Source organism: Hymenobacter jejuensis, assembly GCF_006337165.1.
Classification (GTDB): Bacteria; Bacteroidota; Bacteroidia; order Cytophagales; family Hymenobacteraceae; genus Hymenobacter; species Hymenobacter jejuensis.
The window spans coordinates 3,753,131-3,772,225 of record NZ_CP040896.1 but is presented as its reverse complement, the minus strand read 5'-3'; the positions used below and the strand labels follow the sequence as shown (position 1 = coordinate 3,772,225).

General features: G+C 56.4%; 16 protein-coding genes. 6 read left to right on the top strand and 10 right to left on the bottom strand.

Going from position 1 to position 19,095, the window contains the following annotated elements; all coding sequences use genetic code 11:
• Positions 1 to 164: 164 nt before the first annotated feature.
• Complete coding sequence (locus FHG12_RS15680; RefSeq protein WP_139516623.1) at positions 165 to 1,862, bottom strand: flavin monoamine oxidase family protein; 1,698 nt, start codon at positions 1,860 to 1,862, stop codon at positions 165 to 167.
• 403 nt (positions 1,863 to 2,265) lie between these two features.
• On the opposite strand from FHG12_RS15680, the gene FHG12_RS15675 reads away from it, so the two are divergent.
• On the top strand, positions 2,266 to 4,929 hold the full coding sequence (locus FHG12_RS15675) for a PAS domain-containing protein (RefSeq protein ID WP_139516622.1): 2,664 nt from the start codon (positions 2,266 to 2,268) through the stop codon (positions 4,927 to 4,929).
• Between the two features lie 82 nt (positions 4,930 to 5,011).
• Here FHG12_RS15675 and FHG12_RS15670 read toward each other — a convergent pair whose 3' ends face one another.
• Entirely contained in the window at positions 5,012 to 5,752 is a 741-nt protein-coding gene (locus FHG12_RS15670; protein WP_230471380.1) for an SDR family NAD(P)-dependent oxidoreductase, read from the bottom strand.
• 151 nt (positions 5,753 to 5,903) lie between these two features.
• Entirely contained in the window at positions 5,904 to 6,407 is a 504-nt protein-coding gene (locus tag FHG12_RS15665; protein ID WP_139516621.1) for a gluconokinase, read from the bottom strand.
• A gap of 171 nt (positions 6,408 to 6,578) precedes the next feature.
• Here FHG12_RS15665 and FHG12_RS15660 point away from each other — a divergent pair, with 171 nt between their 5' ends.
• The 3 genes from FHG12_RS15660 to FHG12_RS15650 all read left to right on the top strand — a co-directional run bounded on the left by FHG12_RS15660 (position 6,579) and on the right by FHG12_RS15650 (position 10,084).
• Positions 6,579 to 7,202: a helix-turn-helix domain-containing protein gene (locus FHG12_RS15660; RefSeq protein ID WP_230471146.1), complete on the top strand. Its 624-nt coding sequence runs from the start codon at positions 6,579 to 6,581 to the stop codon at positions 7,200 to 7,202.
• 235 nt (positions 7,203 to 7,437) lie between these two features.
• Complete coding sequence (locus FHG12_RS15655; RefSeq protein ID WP_139516619.1) at positions 7,438 to 8,640, top strand: serine hydrolase domain-containing protein; 1,203 nt, start codon at positions 7,438 to 7,440, stop codon at positions 8,638 to 8,640.
• Positions 8,641 to 8,773: 133 nt separating this feature from the next.
• The gene (locus tag FHG12_RS15650) at positions 8,774 to 10,084 is read left to right on the top strand and encodes a flavin monoamine oxidase family protein (RefSeq protein WP_165699422.1); all 1,311 of its coding nucleotides are present in this window, start codon (positions 8,774 to 8,776) and stop codon (positions 10,082 to 10,084) included.
• 91 nt (positions 10,085 to 10,175) lie between these two features.
• Here the strand turns inward: FHG12_RS15650 and FHG12_RS15645 are convergent, their stop codons facing one another.
• The 7 genes from FHG12_RS15645 to FHG12_RS15615 all read right to left on the bottom strand — a co-directional run bounded on the left by FHG12_RS15645 (position 10,176) and on the right by FHG12_RS15615 (position 17,052).
• The gene (locus FHG12_RS15645; protein ID WP_139516617.1) at positions 10,176 to 10,499 is read right to left on the bottom strand and encodes a hypothetical protein; all 324 of its coding nucleotides are present in this window, start codon (positions 10,497 to 10,499) and stop codon (positions 10,176 to 10,178) included.
• 232 nt (positions 10,500 to 10,731) lie between these two features.
• Positions 10,732 to 11,742, bottom strand: a complete 1,011-nt coding sequence (locus FHG12_RS15640; protein ID WP_139516616.1) for an aldo/keto reductase — start codon at positions 11,740 to 11,742, stop codon at positions 10,732 to 10,734.
• Positions 11,743 to 11,929: 187 nt separating this feature from the next.
• Positions 11,930 to 12,295 (bottom strand): helix-turn-helix transcriptional regulator, encoded by a 366-nt coding sequence (locus tag FHG12_RS15635; RefSeq protein ID WP_139516615.1) that lies wholly within the window; start codon positions 12,293 to 12,295, stop codon positions 11,930 to 11,932.
• Positions 12,296 to 12,526: 231 nt separating this feature from the next.
• A complete protein-coding gene (locus FHG12_RS15630; protein ID WP_139516614.1) occupies positions 12,527 to 13,240 on the bottom strand; it encodes a PD-(D/E)XK nuclease-like domain-containing protein in 714 nt (237 codons plus the stop codon).
• 88 nt (positions 13,241 to 13,328) lie between these two features.
• Positions 13,329 to 15,233, bottom strand: coding sequence for a DUF294 nucleotidyltransferase-like domain-containing protein (locus FHG12_RS15625; protein ID WP_139516613.1), 1,905 nt, complete (start codon positions 15,231 to 15,233; stop codon positions 13,329 to 13,331).
• Between the two features lie 31 nt (positions 15,234 to 15,264).
• The gene (locus FHG12_RS15620) at positions 15,265 to 15,930 is read right to left on the bottom strand and encodes a 3'-5' exonuclease (protein WP_165699421.1); all 666 of its coding nucleotides are present in this window, start codon (positions 15,928 to 15,930) and stop codon (positions 15,265 to 15,267) included.
• A 75-nt stretch (positions 15,931 to 16,005) separates the two neighbouring features.
• Positions 16,006 to 17,052 carry a LacI family DNA-binding transcriptional regulator gene (locus FHG12_RS15615; protein ID WP_139516611.1) on the bottom strand — a complete coding sequence of 349 codons (1,047 nt, stop codon included), beginning with the start codon at positions 17,050 to 17,052 and terminating at the stop codon, positions 16,006 to 16,008.
• Between the two features lie 342 nt (positions 17,053 to 17,394).
• Between FHG12_RS15615 and FHG12_RS15610 the strand changes: the two genes are divergently transcribed.
• Both FHG12_RS15610 and FHG12_RS15605 read left to right on the top strand, forming a co-directional pair.
• Positions 17,395 to 18,390 (top strand): arabinan endo-1,5-alpha-L-arabinosidase, encoded by a 996-nt coding sequence (locus FHG12_RS15610; RefSeq protein WP_139516610.1) that lies wholly within the window; start codon positions 17,395 to 17,397, stop codon positions 18,388 to 18,390.
• Positions 18,391 to 18,641: 251 nt separating this feature from the next.
• On the top strand, positions 18,642 to 19,013 hold the full coding sequence (locus tag FHG12_RS15605; protein WP_139516609.1) for a group III truncated hemoglobin: 372 nt from the start codon (positions 18,642 to 18,644) through the stop codon (positions 19,011 to 19,013).
• Positions 19,014 to 19,095 lie beyond the last annotated feature (82 nt).

The following is a 19,095-nucleotide window of genomic DNA, read 5'->3' as shown; positions in this document are numbered from 1 at the left end:
ACCACGAGCCGAGCCTTTTTGCGAGTCAGATTAAGTAACTAGCGATTAGATGATATAATACAATATATTGATTATCAAACACTTATAAATAAACGACAAATACAGAATACGCGGAGGACAGACAGGGAGCTGTGCCCGCTGAAGGCAGTAGCCCACGACGCGCGCTATGCCTGTGCCGCCGCGGCCCGCCGCATGCGCGTCAGGAGAGCCACTTTTTTGCCGGCCACAGCCCGCAGTACTTCTTCAGCTGCCAACCGTCCGGTTTCGGCGGCGCCGTTCATATATCCTTGGTAGTCAGTGCTGCAATGCTCGCCGGCGAAGAACAGGTTGCCGACGGGCTTGCGCTCGGCACCGGCAATGGTTGTGTATTGACCGGGGCGGTAGCAGGCATAGCTCGCCAGCGTGAAAGGGTGTGTTGGCCAATGGAAACGCTCGGCTTTGCCGTTGAACTGCGCCTGAGCTCCCGGCCACGCGCCCTCCAGCGTGGGCAGGAAATGAGCAGCCTGCGATAGCGCCAAGCCCGTTCCTACGGCCAAGCCAGCCTGCCCGCCGAGGTACACGGTGTACGCCGCTGCATTGCCGGGTTGCAGTTGGGCACTATCCCAGCCACTTTGCACGGCCCCATCGGAAAAGATGTAGCCCGTGTAGCCGTTGGCGCGCCAAGGCCGGTTGTTGAAACCTAAAAACAGCTTGGCATTGGTGCCGTACCCCAAGTTCTGGATAGCGTTGCGCTTCCAGGACGGCAACGGCAGGCGCAGCTCTACTTGCCGCAGCAGCGTAAAGGGCAGCGTCAGGACGGCACAATCGGCGGGCACGTCAAGGAGTGCGCCGTTGCTTCTTTCAAAGGTGAGCACATACTGCGAGCCGGGTTGGCTGATGGCCACCAACTTGTGCTGGAGCGCTACTTGGTCGGCCACTTGCTGATGCAAGGCATCGGTCAGGCGCTGGTTGCCGCCCTGAATCTTGTAGCGCTCGTCGCTGTCGCCGAATACCTCAAAGCTGCCTTTGTGCGTGTCGGGCGAGAACAGCCACAGGAAATTGATCGCCGACTGCTCGGTTACTTCCAGGCCGTATTCGGTGAGGTAGGCCACTTCAAGCAGGCTGCGAATCCAGCCGGTGAGGCCAATGGAAGTGAAATAACCCGCGATGGAAAGCTGGTCGAAACGGGCGGCGCTGCCGTAGTTTTCGAACGTAATGGTGTTGGGTAGCGCGCGAATGTCGGCCGTGATTTGGCGAGCGTAAGGCTGAAAGGCCGCAATCACCTCCTGCAACGAATACAGGCGCCCGTTGAAGAAAAAGGTATCCTTGATCAGCGCCGACTCGCTGGGGCCGGCCGTGTCGAGAAGCGCCAACCCGAACTCCCTGACCAGCTGAAACATATCGCGGTGGCCGCTGTCGATAAACTCGCCGCCTAGCTCGGTAGTCTGGCCTTGCACCAGCAGGTTGTGAGCCGTATAGATGCGGCCGCCGGCCCGGTTGCTGGCCTCGTAGATGCTGGCGCGGTACCCGGCTTTGCGCAACTGATAAGCGCAGTTCAATCCTGCCATCCCCGCTCCTACCACCACAATTTTGGGCTGGTTGAGGCCCTTAGCATCGGAAGCGCTGAAGGCGTTGAAGCCTTCGGGCCGGACATCGTCCTGCTCGCAGGCCGTTAGCAACCCGCCCGCGCCCACCAGCAACCCAAACTTCATGCTGTTGGTCAGAAAGTTGCGCCGGCTTTGGTTGGTGGCCAACTCAACTAGCTCATCGGTGGGCGGTGCACCGGGTTCATTTGCCGCAACGGCCAATCGAAAAGCTTTCTGCAAAGAACGCAGTAACTGCGTACGAGCTTTGTAGAAGGTGGGCGTAAAAGGTGTTTCCATACAAGATTTATTTATAAATTATTGATTACAGGTGTTTTATATAATTAAAGTGAGAGCATATTCCCGTTGCTGACTTCACCCTTCCTCCAGTGTTGCCTACATACTTCCCATGTTTCTCGGCCCCACTTTTACTTGTTAAAATGATAAAAAATATTTGATTATTTAAAACCATAATAAAATTTAATAACAGCTAGACGAATGAGCCGTTGAAGCAACTTGTAGCTGCTTAGCCTAGTAAGCACGTACTGGTACTAAGGCGCGGGCATTCAATAACTCGCAAGCTGACTGCGTCTAAAACTGAGACTCCGCGGCTAGATGGTTTCGGATTGGCAAGCCGATTTTTTGCAAGGTATATGCCTTGCTGCCAGCTAGTTACTTTTTTATCACGCCGCTTGTTCCCGTTATGCCTGATTCTGGTGCGCCTTCTACCACGTTGACCTCTGAAGTGCGGGCATTATTTCCGCTCGATGAATTGTTGGAGGGCCTGCTCAACGCCTCACTCACGGGAGTAGCGCTCTACCGGCCCATTTTTGGTGCCGAATCAGAAATAATTGATTTCGAGATCGTTCTGCTCAACCCCAAGGCGCAGAAAATGCTGCAACTGCCGGCCCGGCCCACGCAAACGTACCTGCACCTGTTTCCGCACACGCAGGCTACGGGGGTTTTTGAATTTCATTGCCAGGCCTACAAATCGGGGGAGCACGTTTGTTACAGCATCAATTATCAGGGCGACGGACTCGACAATTACTTTCACCTGTCGGCAAAGCGCGTGGGTGATGGCCTGCTGGTGAGCTTCACCGATACAGCCGAGCACGACCGCACGGCCGTGGAAAAAGCCTTGCGCGAAAGCCAGGCCCGCGAACGCGCGGCCCTGGCGTTGGCCGAAAGCCAGCGCAACCATCTGGAGGCACTGCTGAACCAGACGCCGGTCGCAATTGGCTTGTTTGAAGGCCCGGAGCAGCGCATCAGTATGGCCAACCCCAAGATCTGCGCCATGTGGGGCCGACGGCCGGAAGAGGTACTGGGCAAAACCCTGCTCGAAGCGATGCCGGAGCTGCGCGGCCAGGGCTTCGATGAAGCCCTGGCCAACGTTTTTCGCACTGAAGTGCCTTTTGCAGGTACCGAAGCACCCGCACAGATGCTGCGGCAGGGCCAGCTGCTGACTACTTACTATAACTTTGTGTTTCAGCCGCTTTACGATGAGCAAGGCCGGCTGCTAGGCGTGGCGGATGTGGCCGTAGAGGTAACCGAGCAGGTGCAGGCCCGCCGGCAGATAGAGGAAAAGGAAAAGCAGCTCCGCACGCTGAATCAGGAGTTGGAAACGGCCAACGAGGACCTGGTTGCTCTCAACGAAGAGCTGCGGGTAGCTAACGATCAAAACCGACTCAACATCGACGAGCTTTTTCGCGTGCAGCGGGCTTTGCAGCAGCTCAACCTAGAGCTCGAAGGCCGCGTTGCCGACCGCACCCACAAGCTCCGGCAGGCTTTGCAAGAGGCCCACGTTCAACGCGAGCGCTTCCGGTCGTTTTTGATGCAGATGCCCGCCCCGATGTGTACATTTCGCGGGCCGGAGCACGTGTATGAGCTGGTTAACCCCGCTTACCTGCGCACGCTGGGGTACCGCCCGTTGGTGGGCCTGCCCATAAAAAACGCGCTGCCGGAGCTGGAAGGACAGGGGTACTTTGAAATGCTGGATCGGGTGTTCCAGACCGGCGAGCCCTATTATGCCAGCGAATCATTGGTCTGGCTGACCGACCCCAATCAAGAAGGGGCGTTGCAGGAAGGCTTTTATAACATAGCTTGCCAAGCCACGCGCGATGAGCACGGCGTAATCGACGGCATCATTCAGTATGCCTTGGACGTGACCCAGTATGTGTTGGCAAGGCGCAAGATGGAGCAGAACGAGGAACGCCTGCAGCTGGCCCTAGAAGCCGGCAGTATGGCCACCGTCGACCTAGATTTGCTGACGAACAGAACCGAGCGCAGCGAGCGGCACGACCACTTGTTTGGCTACGACACGCCGCTCCGGGAATGGCACAACATGGATACGCTGCTGGAACACATGCTACCCGAAGACCACGCCCGCGTCATGGACCAGTACGATCGGTCGCTGACTTCGGGAGTGCTATGGCTGAATCCGCGCATTCAACTCCCCAACGGCGAGCACCGCTGGATGGAAGCCAAGGGCAAAGTTTTTTATGATGCCGAGGGAAAACCCATTCGCATTGCGGGCGTGGTAACCGACGTAACGGAGCGCCAGCAAACGCAGCAGCGACTCCAGGACCTGACCGAGCAACTGGCCAACACCAACGACGGCCTGCGGGTTGCCAACGCCGAGCTGGCCCTCGCCAACGAGCAGCTTACCCACACCAATCAGGACCTCGACAACTTCGTATACACCGCCTCCCACGACCTCAAGCAGCCCATCAACAACATGGCTGGCGTATTTGAAGAGCTCAAGCGCACGGCCACTTTTCACGACCCGGAAGCGGCCCTGCTGGTGCAGATGTTTGAGAATTCGCTCGGCCAGATTCACGGCACCATTCAGGGCCTGGCCGAAGTGGTGCAGGTCGAGCGGCGCAACGAGGCTTCGGCAATCGAAAACGTTGAGCTGCTGCCCCTTACGCGCGAGGTAATGCAGAGCATGCTCGACCAAGCCGTTGCGGCCAAGGCCAAGTTTGAGATGAATTTTAGCGCCGTACCAGTTGTGCGCTTCGAGCGGCTAAATCTGCAAAGTGTGTTGTACAACCTGCTCAGCAACGCCCTGAAATACGCGCATTCCGAGCGGGCGCCCGTCGTGCGGATCACTAGCGAGCTCTCCGACGAAGGCGCGCCGGTGCTGGTAGTGCAGGACAACGGCCTAGGCCTCGACTTGGCTCGCTACGGCCCCGACCTGTTCCAGATGTTTCGGCGCTTTCACGACCACGTTCCGGGTTCCGGCGTGGGGCTGTACCTCGTCAACCGAATGGTGCGCCAAGTCGGCGGACGGATCGAGGTACTGAGCGCGTTGGGCGAAGGCACTACCTTCCGTATTTACCTAACGACCAGCGCGTTGCCAAAACACTAAACCCTACCATAGCCGCTACACTAAACAATAAGCCCGGCCTGCATTCGCAGGCCGGGCTTATTGTTTAGTGTCTTATTATCAATTACTTATTCTTATCCACAGGTTCGCCTTGCTTGAGCATGTTGTCGGCGACCAGCTCATCGGGGATGACGTTGCTGGCGGCCACCATCGCCTTGTTTTTCCAGCCCGACACAATTTTATCCTTGCCGGCCAGTAGGGCTTCGTACCCGTCTTTGGCTACCTGAGCCGGATCGGCTTTGCTGCCCTCCGCTACCAGTTTCGACTGCGTCATGTCGGCTTTGTTGAAGAAATCGGTATCCGTCACGCCGGGCAGTAACGCCGTGATGGTCACGTTGGTATCCTTGTTCTCGGCCCGAATAGCTTCGGTGAAAGACGTCACAAACGCCTTCGTGCCGTGGTACACCGATTGCAACGGGCCAGGCAGCTCACCGCCAATCGACGACACCATCAGGATCTTACCTTCGTTGCGGGCCACCATCTCTTTCAGGAAGCACTTGGTGAAGGTGACGTAGGCCCCAATGTTGAGCTGAATGATGTCGAGTTCGCGGTTGATGTCGGTTTCGGTAAACTCGCCGTACTGTCCCTGCCCCGCGTCGTTGACCAGCGCATCTATCTGAATGCCTTTGGCTTTCACTTCGTCATAGACTTCAAACGGCGCCTCGCGCTTAAACATGTCCTTGGCAATAGGCACTACTTCCACGCCGTATTGCTGCCGAAACTCGTTGGCTTTGCTATCCAGCTCTTGCTGGTTGCGGGCCACAATCACCAGATTGTAATGGTCTTGGGCGAAAAGTTTGGCCAGCTCGTAGCCAATGCCACTGGTTGCCCCCGTTATCAGGGCGTATTTCTGTTAGTCTGCCATTTCATTACAACTCCTTGATTATCAATCAATTACTATATAATAGTTTACGACCTTTCTGCTTCTTGGGTTCAAAAATTCTGTTTAAACTTGTTTAAGCTCCACGGTTAGAGCGCAGGATTTGCGCCACCAATTCCTCGGGATTTTTGCCTTCGAGGGGCAGGCGCAGGCCGTACTTCGGCGGCTCCAGAGTGGCCAGCTGCGAGTCGAGCAGGGCGGCGCCCATGTAGTGCCCCTTGCGGGCTTGCAAGCGCGAGCGCAGCAGCTCGACCGACCCATCCAGAAACACCCACCGCAGCGGATTTTGGGCTCCGGCTTGCAGGGTGCGACGGTAGCTTTCTTTCAAGGCCGAACAGGCCAGCACGGCGCCACCCGCTCGCTCCCAGGTAGTTATGCCGTCTGCCAAGTCAGCGAGCCAGCCTTGCCGGTCGGCGTCGGTAAGCGGGGTACCGGCCCGCATTTTGGCCACGTTGGCCGCCGAATGGAAATCATCGGCATCGTGAAATGGCAACGTCAACTGGCTAGCCAACAGGCGACCAACTGTCGTTTTGCCGCTGCCCGACACGCCCATCACAATGTAAACAGGACCAAGCGCCATACTGCAAAGTGTTAAAGCAAGGGAAAGCTCCAGTATACGCAAGAAGCGCCGCGGGCAGTGCGAGTAACGCAGAATGCCGTATTTTTTGCTTCTTCACACGGGCTTGCTGCCTGCACTTTTCCCCTTTAAACTGCTGCCAACACGCACATTATGCCGCTAGCTGATACCCTCTTGGCACACCGCAAACGCAAAGGGCTTTCGCAAGAAGAACTCGCCGAAGCGGCGCGCCTAAGTTTGCGGACTGTTCAGCGCATTGAAAAGGGCGAAAGCATCCCGCGCGGTTTCACGTTGCAGGCCTTGGCCGCGGCCCTTGCCATTCCGGTAGAAGCCTTAACGACCGAGCCCGACTCGCCAGCCGCCAGCCCTCCGGATGATAACGCAACCGCCGAACCCGCTGCAAACCAGGCACTTTCGGAGTCGTCGCCCGAGGCCATTTGCTCATACATCGTTCTGATGCACCTATCGGCTTTTGGCTATTTGGTGTTTCCGGGGGCCAACATTGCGCTGCCGTGGTTTCTGTGGCACCGCCGAAAACACATCCCCGAAATTCGCGAAGCGGGCCGGCGACTGCTCAACTTCCAGATTTTCTGGACCGCGGTTACGCACGGCGTTTTTCTGCTGTTGCTCACGCTACAGATTGGGTTGATTTTCGCCGGGCGCCCCTGGCTGATTCTGACGCCGATTGTATTCCTGTTTGGGATGTATGCGCTGCACGCGCCGCTGCTGCTGTACGCGATGTGGCAGGCCCGACGCGGTCATTTTGCAGTATTGCCGATGGGGCTGCGGCTGCTTTAACGTCGGCTCACAGTATTTCATAATCACTTGATTATAAGGAAAGTAACTAGATTGTCATACGAATGTCGTAGGAAAGACGCAGGTCGGTTTTAGTCATTTTGATTTGGGATAAGTAGAGTTGCAAACCGGATTCGCACGGTCCTATTGAGGTCGAAAGCACCCAGGGGCTGGCGCCGCACGGCGCGTAGTAAAGCGGTTTTTCGGACCCACAATTTTCACTTTCAGCCCTGCCCCGATGCTTCTGAAAAGACTAGTTCCGCTGCTGTTCCTGCTGACGTATCTGGGCGAATTGGCGCACAGCCAGCGTATTCAGCGCCTCGACCATACCTACATTTCGGCCGACTCGCTAACCAGCAAGATCCAATCATTGATGGCCTTGGCGCAGGTTCAGGGGTTGGCGGTATCCGTGTTCAACCAGGGCAAACCGGTGTACGAAAAGACTTTTGGCTACAAGCGCCTCGACACGAAAGAGCCGTTGCAGCCGAGCACAGTTTTCTACGGGGCCTCGCTGAGCAAAGCCGTGTTTTCCGTGCTGGTGCTCAAGCTGGTAGAAGAAGGCGTCATCGACCTCGACACGCCGTTGCAGCAGTACCTGCCGCGGCCCATTTGGACCTACGGCCCCGGCAAAAGCTGGAACCAGGATTACACAAATCTGAAAAATGACTCGTTGTACGCGCAAATCACGGCGCGCATGTGCCTGAGCCACACCTCCGGGTTTCCGAACTGGCGCTGGGACACCCCCGACCAGAAGCTGCGGGTGGGCTTTCGGCCAGGCAGTCGCTATGGCTACTCGGGCGAAGGCATGTGCTACCTACAGTTTGTGCTGGAGCAGCGCACGGGCAAAACCCTGGAAGCATTGATGCGTGAAAAGCTCTTTCAGCCCCTGCGCATGACCCAGACCAGCTACACCTGGCAGCCGCGCTTCGAGGCCAACTATTGCTTTGGCCACGGCGCCACCGGGCAGATTTTCCCCAAAGACAAGGACAACGCCCCGCGTAGCGCGAGCACCCTGGAAACCACGCTGGACGACTACACGCACTTTATTACGGGGGTATTGCAGCAGAAAATCCTGCGGCCTTCGTCTTACGACGCCATGTTTTCGCCGCAGATTCGGCTGCGCACGGTGCACCAGATGGGCCCTTTTGCGTGGCGCGACACCACTTCGGCCTACGATGCCATCAACCTGAGCTACGGATTGGGCTGGGGCTATTTGATGACGCCTTACGGACGTGGTGCGTTCAAAGAAGGCCACAGCGACGAGGGTTGGCAGCATTATTCCATCGTGTTTCCCGATCAGAAAATGGGGATCGTGATCATGAGCAACAGCAACAACGCCGAGAAAATATTCAAGGAGTTGCTGGAGGTGGCCATTGCCGACACTTACACGCCGTGGGCCTGGGAGGGCTACTTTCCCTACAATTCGTCGGCGAAGAAGTAGCCACGACAGCGTATCATACCTTGCAGTGCTCAGCTAAACCAGGGAGCACCCCCGTAACCTCCGGCGAATCAGCGCTGTTATGTTCGACGCGTGCTTGGCAACCAAAAGCCAACCGCCGAACACAACAGCATATATGCCTGATAATCAAGATAATACAACAATAGTAATAGGAGCCGGCGCAGCTGGTCTCATCGCGGCCCGCGACTTGGCCCGCGCCGGAAAATCGGTAGTGCTGCTCGAAGCCCGCAGCCGAATCGGCGGCCGTATTCACACCTTTACTGGTCAGGGTTTTTCGCAGCCCACCGAAGCAGGGGCCGAGTTTATGCACGGCGAGGTGCCCCTGACGCAAGCTTTGCTTCGCGGAGCCGACATAGCCTGCCACGATACAGCGGGCCGGGCCTATGCGGTAAAGCAGGGCAAGGCGCAGAAGTCAGAAGAGTTTATCGAAAACATGCCTCTGCTGCTCTCGACGTTGCAGGCGCTGGAGCACGATATGCCGTTGCTGGACTTTCTGGACGAATATTTTCCCGACGATCGGCACCACAACCTGCGCGATTCGGCAATTCGCTTTGCCGAAGGCTACGACGCGGCCGATGCCGGCCGGGCCAGCACGTTTGCCCTCCGCGACGAGTGGACCGCGGGCGGTGCCGAAGATTCGCCCCGGCCCGAAGGCGGTTATGGCCGCCTGATCGAGCTGTTGGCCCAGCAAGCCCAGGCGGCCGGAGCCACGATTCAGCTGAGCACGGTGGCGCAGGAAATCCGGTGGCAGCGAGGCAAAGTCGAGGTTATCTGCGACCAGAACCGGCGCTACCAAGCGCAGCAGCTGCTCGTTACGGTGCCGTTGGGCGTGTTGCAGGCCACGAAAGGCCAGCCCGGCTATCTTCGCTTTACGCCAGAACTGCCCGAACAACGCGCTGCCGCTGCGGCCATGGGATTTGGCCCTGTCATCAAGATTTTGCTGGAGTTTGACGAAGCCTTCTGGGATGCTAAGTCGGCGGAGGTTGTGCAGCCCACGCCCGAAATGGGCTTCCTATTTTCCGATGCCCCCGTACCCACTTGGTGGTCGCAGTTGCCCAACCCGCAACCTTTGCTGACGGGGTGGCTCGGTGGCCCGGCCGCGGCCAAGCTACATGACGCTAGCGCAGAAGATATTGTTAATCAGTCCCTTGAATCGTTGGCATATTGCTTCCAAACCACACCAGAATTCCTGCGCTCGCACCTACGGGGCCAACAGGTAATTAATTGGGGCGCCGATCCGTTTGCCCGCGGCGCCTATGCCTACGCTACCCTCGAGACGGCCAGCGCTCGCCCGATCCTCAACCAACCCCTCGACAACACGCTGTATTTCGCGGGCGAGGCGCTGTACGAAGGGCCTGCTATGGGCACGGTAGAGGCAGCCTTAGGCAGTGGAGAGCAAGCAGCTAAACTCATGTTAGATAAGTAGTTACGAACCCGCCAAATACGCTTTAATACCCTTATGCCAACAAAAAAGCCTCGTCGCTGGACGAGGCTTTTTTGTTGATTGGCTTAATCAATTAGCGACGGTAGCCGTAGTCGCGGTCGTGGTCGTCGTGGCGGCGCTGCGATTCGTAGCGGGCGCGCTCGGCAGCACGTCTCTGGTCTTCGCGGCGCTGAGCCTCGATGCGAGCGCGTTCTGCTTCGTAGCGGCGTTGCTTTTCCAGTTCCAGCTTGCGTTGGGCAGCCTCGCGGCGAGCCCGTTCGGCAGCCATCTTCCGATCGTATTTGATAGCTTCTTTGCGGTCTTTATACGAATCGTGGTCGGGTGCAGCGGCGGCGAAAGAAGCGGTAGAAGCCAACAGGCCCAGAGCAGCGACGAGGGAGAACAGGGAGGTTTTCATGGGAAAGGAGGAAATAAGAATTGTGGGAGAAATAACCTTTTCCTAAGCAGATAAGGCTGTTTTTGATACATCAAGCGCTTGCCAGACAGTTTGCAAGCGCTATGCCAGCAACCTTCTTTTTCGTGCTTCCCTCCTCCTTCACCTACGAATTGCCCAAGTTCATCTATCGGTTTGGTCTTCTCCTCGACCAGCCGCCGAGCCAAGGCTGCTCGTTGGCGCCAACAAAAGTCCCTTAGTGGCGCCGCTCGCTGTCCAAGTGCGCCATTTGGGCGGCCGGATAGCGGTCGCCGGCGGCAGCGGTCGGGGGCACGGCCGCTTCGATCAGGGCCAAGTCTGCGGGCGTCAGGCTGAGAGCCAACGCGCCAATGGCTTCGGTGAGGCGGTCGCGACGCCGGGCCCCAATGAGCGGCACAATGTCGTTGCCCTGCGCCAGCACCCAAGCAATCGCTAGCTGGGCCACACTGGCTCCTTTCGTTTCGGCGATGGCCGCTAGGGCATCTACCAAGGCCAGATTGTGCTTCAGGTTTTCGCCCTGAAACCGCGGCAGGTTGGCCCTAAAATCCGGCTGGCCGCTGCTGGCCAGCGTGGCGCTCTGAGTAGTGTTGCTGATCAGGCCGCGCGAGAGCACACCGTAGGCAGTCATGCCGATGCCAAGCTCGCGCAGCGTGGGCAGAATGTCGGCCTCTACGCTGCGGGTCATGACCGAATATTCGATCTGCAAATCGACCACCGGATGCACGCCGTGGGCCCGCCGGATGGTGTTGGCCGAGACTTCGCTCAGGCCCAGATAGCGCACATACCCGGCCTGAATCAGGTCGGCAATGGCCCCGACGGTTTCCTCAATGGGCACGTTAGGATCGACGCGAGCCGGGCGGTAAATGTCGATGTAGTCGACCCCCAGGCGCTTGAGGCTGTAGGAAACAAAGTTTTTGACGGCTGCGGGGCGGGCATCGTAGCCCACGAAATTGCCTTTGGGGTCGCGCAGGGCGCCAAACTTGACGCTGAGCATGGCCTTATCGCGTAAGCTACTGCTTGCTAAGGCCTTACCAATCAGCATTTCGTTGTGGCCCATGCCATAAAAGTCGCCGGTGTCGAGCAGGGTGATGCCTGCTTCCAAGGCCGCTTCAATGGTAGCCAAGCTTTCGGATTCGTCGGCGGGGCCGTACATGCCCGACATGCCCATGCAGCCAAGGCCTAGTGCGGAAACGGGCTCGGCTACGCGTCCCAGCGTACGGTGCGGCATAGGTTTCTGGGGGGTCTGAAGTGCAGTTGTCATCTGAATAGTGGCGTTACGTATCGATTGCGGTAAGGCAAAAGTATACGGGCCACCTCCCGGAAAACAGGTGAACTGTTCAGAAAGAATGGTGAGCTTTTCCGACTTGCAACTGCGGGGCAAACGGTCAGTTCTGCGCGGTTTCTTGCTGCCGGAACTACTTGGGCGTCAAGCCCATGTGGCGCTTGAAGTACTTCGTGAAGTTGGTCGGTTCGCCAAAGGTGAGCTTGTCGCTGATTTCAGCAATGCTGAGCGTAGTAGTTAGCAACAGGCGCTTGGCTTCGGCCAGAAAATAGGTGTTTACCCAATTGCACGGCGAGAGGCCGGTTTCGTACTTCAGGGTGTTGCTTAGGTGCGTGGGGTGCACGTGCAGCCGATCGGCGTACTCGCTAATCTCCGGAATGTCGGGCAAGTCACCGCGCAACAGCGCCTGAAAATCCTGCTCCAGTTCCTGCTGAAACAGATGCACGAGTTCGGCGGGCCGAGCTTGGTAAGTAACCGCGTACGGGAGCGTGCTATCCATGGCGATATGGTTGAGAAGCCGGATGAATAACCTGGCGGAAGCAGGTTGGTTGGCTAAGATAGCAAAAGCGTATTTTCTCAAGGAATCATCAATTCATAAATCCTTGATTATCAAATGCTTACGCAAAGATATGTTTTAACGTTTCTAGCTGTAATTAGCAGAAGGCAAGAAAAAGGAAACCGCAGATTGCTTCGCGTATCTCCTTCCAATTCAGGTTATTGAGCGCCGCCGCTACTCTTCCGTCGTCTGGCCCAAGCTGCTCATGACATCCTTTACGGCTTCGCTGAGGTACGACGGCAATTCAGCCGCAGGCTGAATCATTTTTAGCAATCGCTGGTATTTGGCGCGCCCTTCGGTAAGCATGTACGGCGGCACTTCAACGGTGAAAATGCTGAACGGCTCCACCTTTTGCACCCCTACCAGCAGGAAACGATCGGCGTGCAAAGCATCGGAGTAAAAGGCTGCTTGCCGGTCGTAATCGTAGCCGCTACACTGAGACAAAAAGTGGTTGTAGTCGCGGGCCGCCGTGGTTTTGAAGTCCACGATGGTGTAGCCTTTGTCGGTTTCGGCCGTGATCAGGTCGGCGCGCAGCTTGCAGACGGTGTTGGTGGTGGGCTCGGTGAAAATGCAGCTGGGTTCGGGCGTGCCGTTTTCCAACAGCTTCAGCAAGTCGGGGTCCAGCTTCACGCCGTCCACCATCCACCAAATTAAGGTGTCGTTGATACCCGGCAGGCCCGGCTCGTACAGCTCAGGCTCCAGTAGCGCCGTATGAAAAGCGGTGCCCAGGCCCAAGGCCCCCGACATCGAAGTCGGCTTTTGATAGCGCCCATTCAAGGCGTCGCGCAAACGCGACAGGTCGGAGTTGGCAATAGCAGGCAGCGCCCGATAGTCGTCGTAGGTCAAACGAAGCAAATCGGGACGGCGAAAAGAGTCGGTTATGGGCATAGATCTGTAACAATAAAAAGCCTTGGATAGCTCCGTAGCTTCCGAATTAATCCGCTTGTTTCACTTCCCTAAAGCTGCCCGCAACGGGCTACAGCGTTTTGGTAAAGCTCACTTTGATGCGGAGCTGAAAATCAGCGATTACCTTGAAAATCTCCTTGATGGTTACGCGCTCCACCTTCGTGAGCTTTTTGGGATCGATGTAGTTGTCGGGCTCCGATTTGTCGTCGATGATCTGGATGGCCTGCTTTTTCAGGCGCATGCCCATCAGGTAGTAGTACGATTGCAGCAGCTCCTGATACTCTTTGTCCGTGAACACGTCTTGCTCGCGCAGCGCCGCCAGCCGTTCGCCCGTGTTGGTGGCAAACACCTGATACTTAAGGGCATATACCCGCACCAAATCCACGATGGGCGTCATGGCTTTTTTCAGGTTGAACACCTGCTGATTGCCCTTCGCAAACGTGCGGATGTTGTTGAAAAACGTCAGCGGCGGCTCGTATTGCAGCGCGTTGTTGGCCATGTGGTAGAAGAATCGCTCCAGCGGCTTCTGCGATTCCTCGTTCAAAAACTCCTTGAGTTCGTCCATAATGGCCTGTTCGCCATACAGATAGCGGCAATCGAAGAAGGCCGAAAAGGTCTGGGCCGTTTCCGGCGTCGACTCGTGCATCCACGACACGTAGTTGCGCTTCCAGTGCGAAAGCGAGTGCGTCCACTTGGTATTTTTGGCCATGAAGCCGCCCTCACAGAAGCTGAACCCAATGGAATTGAGGCGGTCAGAAACGGATTCGGCGAAACGCAGGAAGTAGTCGCGCACCAATTCGCGCTGTTCGTTGGCTTTGTCTTCGTAAATGATGGCGTTGTCCTGGTCGGTCAATAGCGTTTGCTCCTTGCGGCCTTCGCTGCCCAGCACCATAAACACAAATTTGGCTGGCGGTGCCCCCAGCTCCGCGATCACGCCCTCGATCACTTTCTGCGCAATGGTATCGGCTACGGTGGTGATGACCTGGTTTACGATTTCGGACTTCACGCCCCGGCTCAGCAGTTGGTACACCATTTCGGGCACCTTCTCCCACCGGCTTTTCAGCTCGCGCACCGACTGCGCCAGCCTCACCGACTGGATGAACATAAACGGCGAATGTGCTTGGTCGCTCAGCAGCTGCGTCCGACTGATCATGCCCACGTACTCATCGTTGCGTTTGATGAGCAAGTAGCGCGTCTTGGTCTGGAACATGAGCAGAATGGCCTCGTACACGTAGGCGTCTGTGCTGATCGAAACGATCGGATTATCAAGCACTTCGCCTATCGGGCGCGTAACGTCTACTTGGCGGGCCACCACGTTGTCGCGCAGCGTAATATCGGTCACGTACCCGATGATGTGGCCTTCGTCGTTGGTTACAAACGAGCAGCTGTTGCGGGCCTCGGCCATGCGGCGGGCCACAGCATGAATGGGCGTCTGGTGCGGCGAAGCCACGATTTCGCGCAACTCTACCGTCTCAATTTTGCGCGAATACAGCAGATCAGACGTGATGTAATTGCCCTCGCTGGCGTGCGACGGCTTCACAAAGTGCGCGTACTCGTCGTCGAGCATGCGCTGGCCGTACTGGGCCGTGAAGTAGTGAAAGAAATTATCGAAGCCTTGGCACAACGCCTTAAAGTCGTTGCGGTGAAGGAAATAAACGACGGTCCCCTTTTTAGCAATCACCGAGCGAATCGAGCGGCGCTTGTTTAGCAGAATGGAAATACCGCCGTAGCAACTACCTGGCTGATAATGCTTTATGAGCCGCTTATTTTGATCGCTGTCGTAAAAAAACGCTTCGTACTCTCCTTCTACAATGATTTCCAGCCCGCGCAGCTTCGACACGTCCTGCAGGTACAGTACCGATTCTTTGTTGTGGGTCACTTCCTGCAACAGGTCGGCCACGCCCACCAGCACGTCTTCGGGCAGCAGGTCAAAGGGTTTTACGGTTTTGAGAAACTCTACTCGGTTATGCTGCATATAGCCAACTAATCAGAAGAATACCAAGGCCTTACAGGCCCAGCCACCGCAGCCAGCGGCGCGGAGGGCGCGGCGCCGGATACAACGAGCCCGAGTCGGGCTGCTGGTGCAGCACGATCTGCTCGTCAATATCGCCTTTACGCCACAATTCGAAGAAACACTCAGCTGTGGCCTGCACATCGACCCATGCATCATGCTGATTATTAAGCTTTTCATGAAACAACCGCTCGTAAAGCTGCCCTAGCGAGAGGTAGCGCTGCCGGCTGGGCCGCACAAATTGTGCGGTCACTTTCATGGTACAGAACGTGGGCAACTGCGGCAACGGGTTGATGAGGTCGCTCCGAAAAAAGCCCGCCCCGACCATGTGAAAATCAAGCTGCATGAAATGCCCTACCACCAACGGCCGGTACTCATACAAATCGTCTTGCAGCTGCTGAAGCACCACTTGCGGATCTTGGCCGTGCTGCTCCAAAAACTCGGGCGTGATGCCGTGAATTTGGCTTGACGTAGGGTTAATCGGGTGGTCGCCGATGCGCAGGTAGTGGTTTTCGCCCTTCACCCGCTCGCCGTCTTTGGTATACACCACCCAAGCCAACTGCACGATGTAGGGCCAGTTGTCGTCCGCGGAATACGGCAGGCTCCAGTCGGCGGGCAGCCCCGACGTTTCCGTATCCACGAACAACAGATAATCTCTCACGTCTAGCAGGTCAAGTAGCCCAGGGGTAGAAAACTATAACCTGAGTGCCAGGCTCCCGGTTTTCAGATGTTGCTTCTACACCAGCACTTCGCTGCGCAGCGACGAAGTCCGGACGATCAGATCGGGTTGCAGCACCACGTGGCGCGACTGGTGTTTGCCGCCTTTTTCTTCCAGCAGCTCCAGAAACAGCCGCACGGCTGACTGGCCCATCTGCTCGCAGCGCTGGTCAACGGAAGTGATCATGGGCTCCATCAGGTGCGTGAAGGTTTCGTTGCTAAAACCGACGAGCGCCACGTCCTGCGGTACGCTCATGCCCCGCGATTTGAGCAATTGCAGTGCTCCCATCACCGAAAAATCGCCGGCGCCAAACACCGCGTCGGGCGGGTTGGGCAACGCCAGCAATTGCTCCATGCTTTTCATGCCGGCTTCGAGCGTCATGTCGCAGTACACAATCAGCTCGTCCTCAATGGGCAAGTTGTATTGTTGCAGGGCGTCGAGGTAGCCCTGACGGCGGTTTTTGTAGATATTCAGCTGCTGCGGACCGGCAAAGTGCGCGATGCGCCGGCAGCCCTGCTCAATTAGGTGTTTGGTCGATTGGTAGCCGCCTTCGCGGTCGTTGAGCACCACGGCGTTCACATCGCCCGACTCCAGAATGCGGTCGAAAAACACCAGCGGAATGCCGCGTTTCTGCACCTTTTTGAAGTGCTTGAAGTCGCGTGTGGTGCGCGCCAACGACACCAAAATGCCTTCTACCTGCGCACTCATCAGCGTTTCGATGTTCTTGCGCTCGTGCGTTACGTCTTCGTTTGATTGGCAAATGAGCACGCTAAATCCTGCTTTGCTAGCCGCCGTTTCGATGCCGTGCACCACCGACGGAAAGAAGCGCCCATCGATATGCGGCACCATCACGCCCAATAGTTTGCTCTTGCCTTTGCGCAGGGCTGAGGCGAGGTGATTGGGCTGATAATTCCACTTCTTGGCCAGCTTTTGCACCCGCTTCTTGGTAGCCGGCCCAATGCTGAAGTGGTCGCTGAGCGCCCTGGAGATGGTCGTTACCGACACGCCCAGTTCCTTGGCCAAATCCGACATGGAAATCGGCGTATCCGATGAGTCTTTGCTCATGTTATTTCGTGAAGATTTACACAAATATTACGCAACGCTTTGCGTAAACCTAACTCTAGGTTCGCGCATTTTATTAAAGTATTATCATATTCATATAAATATCTGATTATAAAGTATTTATGTGAAAAATTCATTTTAAAAAGAAGCCATACGATTACTTATTAAAGCTAAAGCAGGTCCTTCAGACTGGCTAATTTCAACACAAATAGATCATTTTTCTGCATGCCCGGCACTGGAGCTGCTAGTCATACCGAAACATAAATAAACACAAACGATTGTGCAAACCAACTGGCCTTTATACTTTGTGAGCATAACCTCGCCTGCACCCTTACTTCATCGCTTATGAAAAACCTGCTCACTGCATTGGCTTTCGTTCTCTGCATAAGCCAGTTAGCTACCGCTCAGGACACCAAATCCAAAGGGCTGATTCCGGCCCACGATCCGGTCATGATTCGGCAGGATGGCACGTATTACATGTTCTGCACGGGTACGGGCATTGCCATGTGGTCGTCGAAAGACATGCAGACGTGGAAGCAGGAGAAGCCGGTGTTTGCCGCGGCGCCAACCTGGGCGGTGCAGGCAGTGCCGGGCTTCCGCAATAACCACATTTGGGCACCGGATATTTCGTTTGCCAACGGCCAATACAACCTGTTTTACTCAGTTTCGGCCTTCGGCAAAAACACATCCTGCATCGGGTTGGCGACAAACAAAACGCTTAATCCGGCCTCGCCCGACTACAAATGGGTCGATCACGGCAAGGTCATCCAGTCGGTGCCGGGCCGCGACATGTGGAACGCCATCGACCCCAACCTCGTCCGCGACGAAGCCGGCAAGCCGTGGCTGGCCTTTGGCTCGTTCTGGAACGGTATCAAGCTGGTGAGGCTCCAAGACGACCTGACCAAAGTGGCGCAGCCCGATCAGTGGCGCACCATCGCGAGCCGCCCCCGCGACCCCAAACTGACCGATTCGCTGGCCGGCGATGCCGCCATCGAAGGGCCATTCATCTTCAAGAAAGGTGGTTATTACTACCTGTTTACTTCCTTCGACTACTGCTGCCGCGGCCCGCAGAGCACGTACAAAATGATGGTTGGCCGCGCCAAAAACGTTACCGGCCCCTACCTCGACCGGGCGGGCACGGGCCTGGAACAGGGCGGCGGCACGCTCGTGCTGCAAGGCGACAGCAACTGGTATGGCGTCGGGCACAACTCAGTCTATACTTTCGACGACACCGATTACCTCGTTTTTCATGGTTACGACGCAGCCGAGAAAGGCCGGCCCAAACTTCGGATCGAGAAGCTCAACTGGGACAAAGAAGGCTGGCCCGCAGTAGCAAAATAAATATGGCAATGGAACGAATAAAGAGGACAATTCATTGGAGGTTCTGAGCTATATTTGCAACGTATACTGGAAAGCTACCCCCAAAACTCGTCTGTAACTTGTTGATCTTGAATTAGAACTCACCATTCAGGATCTCAACTCTGGCTAGCCCTCCGTATACGTCTGGTTCGACTCGCAAAAGGCCCTTTTGTTGAGTTGCAACTTGGCTTCGGTTCTCTCGTATTCTCTGCACCTTCTTCCTTTCTACTGCTATGATTACAACCAGTACTCCGGACATTCGCACGGAAGCCGACATCAAGACGCTGATCAATTCTTTCTGCCAGAAAGCCAACGGCGACGAGCTACTCGCGCCGCTTTTCTCAGCCGTCGCCCAGATTCACTGGCCCAATCACCTCACGGGCATGTATGACTTCTGGAGCAGCGTTTTGCTGGGCACCAACCGCCACGCCGGTGAGCCCATCCCCCGCCACTTGGCTTTGCCCGCATCAGGCCCGCACAGCCAGCGCTGGATCTCCCTGTTTTTCAAGGCCGTAGAAGATAATTTCACAGGATTGAAGGCCGAAGAAGCGAAGAAGAAAGCCAAGTCCATTGCGGCACAGATTCAGCAAAACACGCTTCGCTAAACCCGCTTCCGAAAACGTTATCCTACTTATAGCAAACACCCGCGTCGGATGGTATCCGGCGCGGGTGTTTTTGTTTACGGCC

Coding starts and splice junctions, on each gene's coding strand:
- FHG12_RS15680 (WP_139516623.1), bottom strand. CDS start 1,862: ATGGAAACACCTTTTACGCCCACCTTCTACAAAGCTCGTACGCAGTTA.
- FHG12_RS15675 (WP_139516622.1), top strand. CDS start 2,266: ATGCCTGATTCTGGTGCGCCTTCTACCACGTTGACCTCTGAAGTGCGG.
- FHG12_RS15665 (WP_139516621.1), bottom strand. CDS start 6,407: ATGGCGCTTGGTCCTGTTTACATTGTGATGGGCGTGTCGGGCAGCGGC.
- FHG12_RS15655 (WP_139516619.1), top strand. CDS start 7,438: ATGCTTCTGAAAAGACTAGTTCCGCTGCTGTTCCTGCTGACGTATCTG.
- FHG12_RS15650 (WP_165699422.1), top strand. CDS start 8,774: ATGCCTGATAATCAAGATAATACAACAATAGTAATAGGAGCCGGCGCA.
- FHG12_RS15645 (WP_139516617.1), bottom strand. CDS start 10,499: ATGAAAACCTCCCTGTTCTCCCTCGTCGCTGCTCTGGGCCTGTTGGCT.
- FHG12_RS15640 (WP_139516616.1), bottom strand. CDS start 11,742: ATGCCGCACCGTACGCTGGGACGCGTAGCCGAGCCCGTTTCCGCACTA.
- FHG12_RS15635 (WP_139516615.1), bottom strand. CDS start 12,295: ATGGATAGCACGCTCCCGTACGCGGTTACTTACCAAGCTCGGCCCGCC.
- FHG12_RS15630 (WP_139516614.1), bottom strand. CDS start 13,240: ATGCCCATAACCGACTCTTTTCGCCGTCCCGATTTGCTTCGTTTGACC.
- FHG12_RS15625 (WP_139516613.1), bottom strand. CDS start 15,233: ATGCAGCATAACCGAGTAGAGTTTCTCAAAACCGTAAAACCCTTTGAC.
- FHG12_RS15615 (WP_139516611.1), bottom strand. CDS start 17,052: ATGAGCAAAGACTCATCGGATACGCCGATTTCCATGTCGGATTTGGCC.
- FHG12_RS15610 (WP_139516610.1), top strand. CDS start 17,395: ATGAAAAACCTGCTCACTGCATTGGCTTTCGTTCTCTGCATAAGCCAG.
- FHG12_RS15605 (WP_139516609.1), top strand. CDS start 18,642: ATGATTACAACCAGTACTCCGGACATTCGCACGGAAGCCGACATCAAG.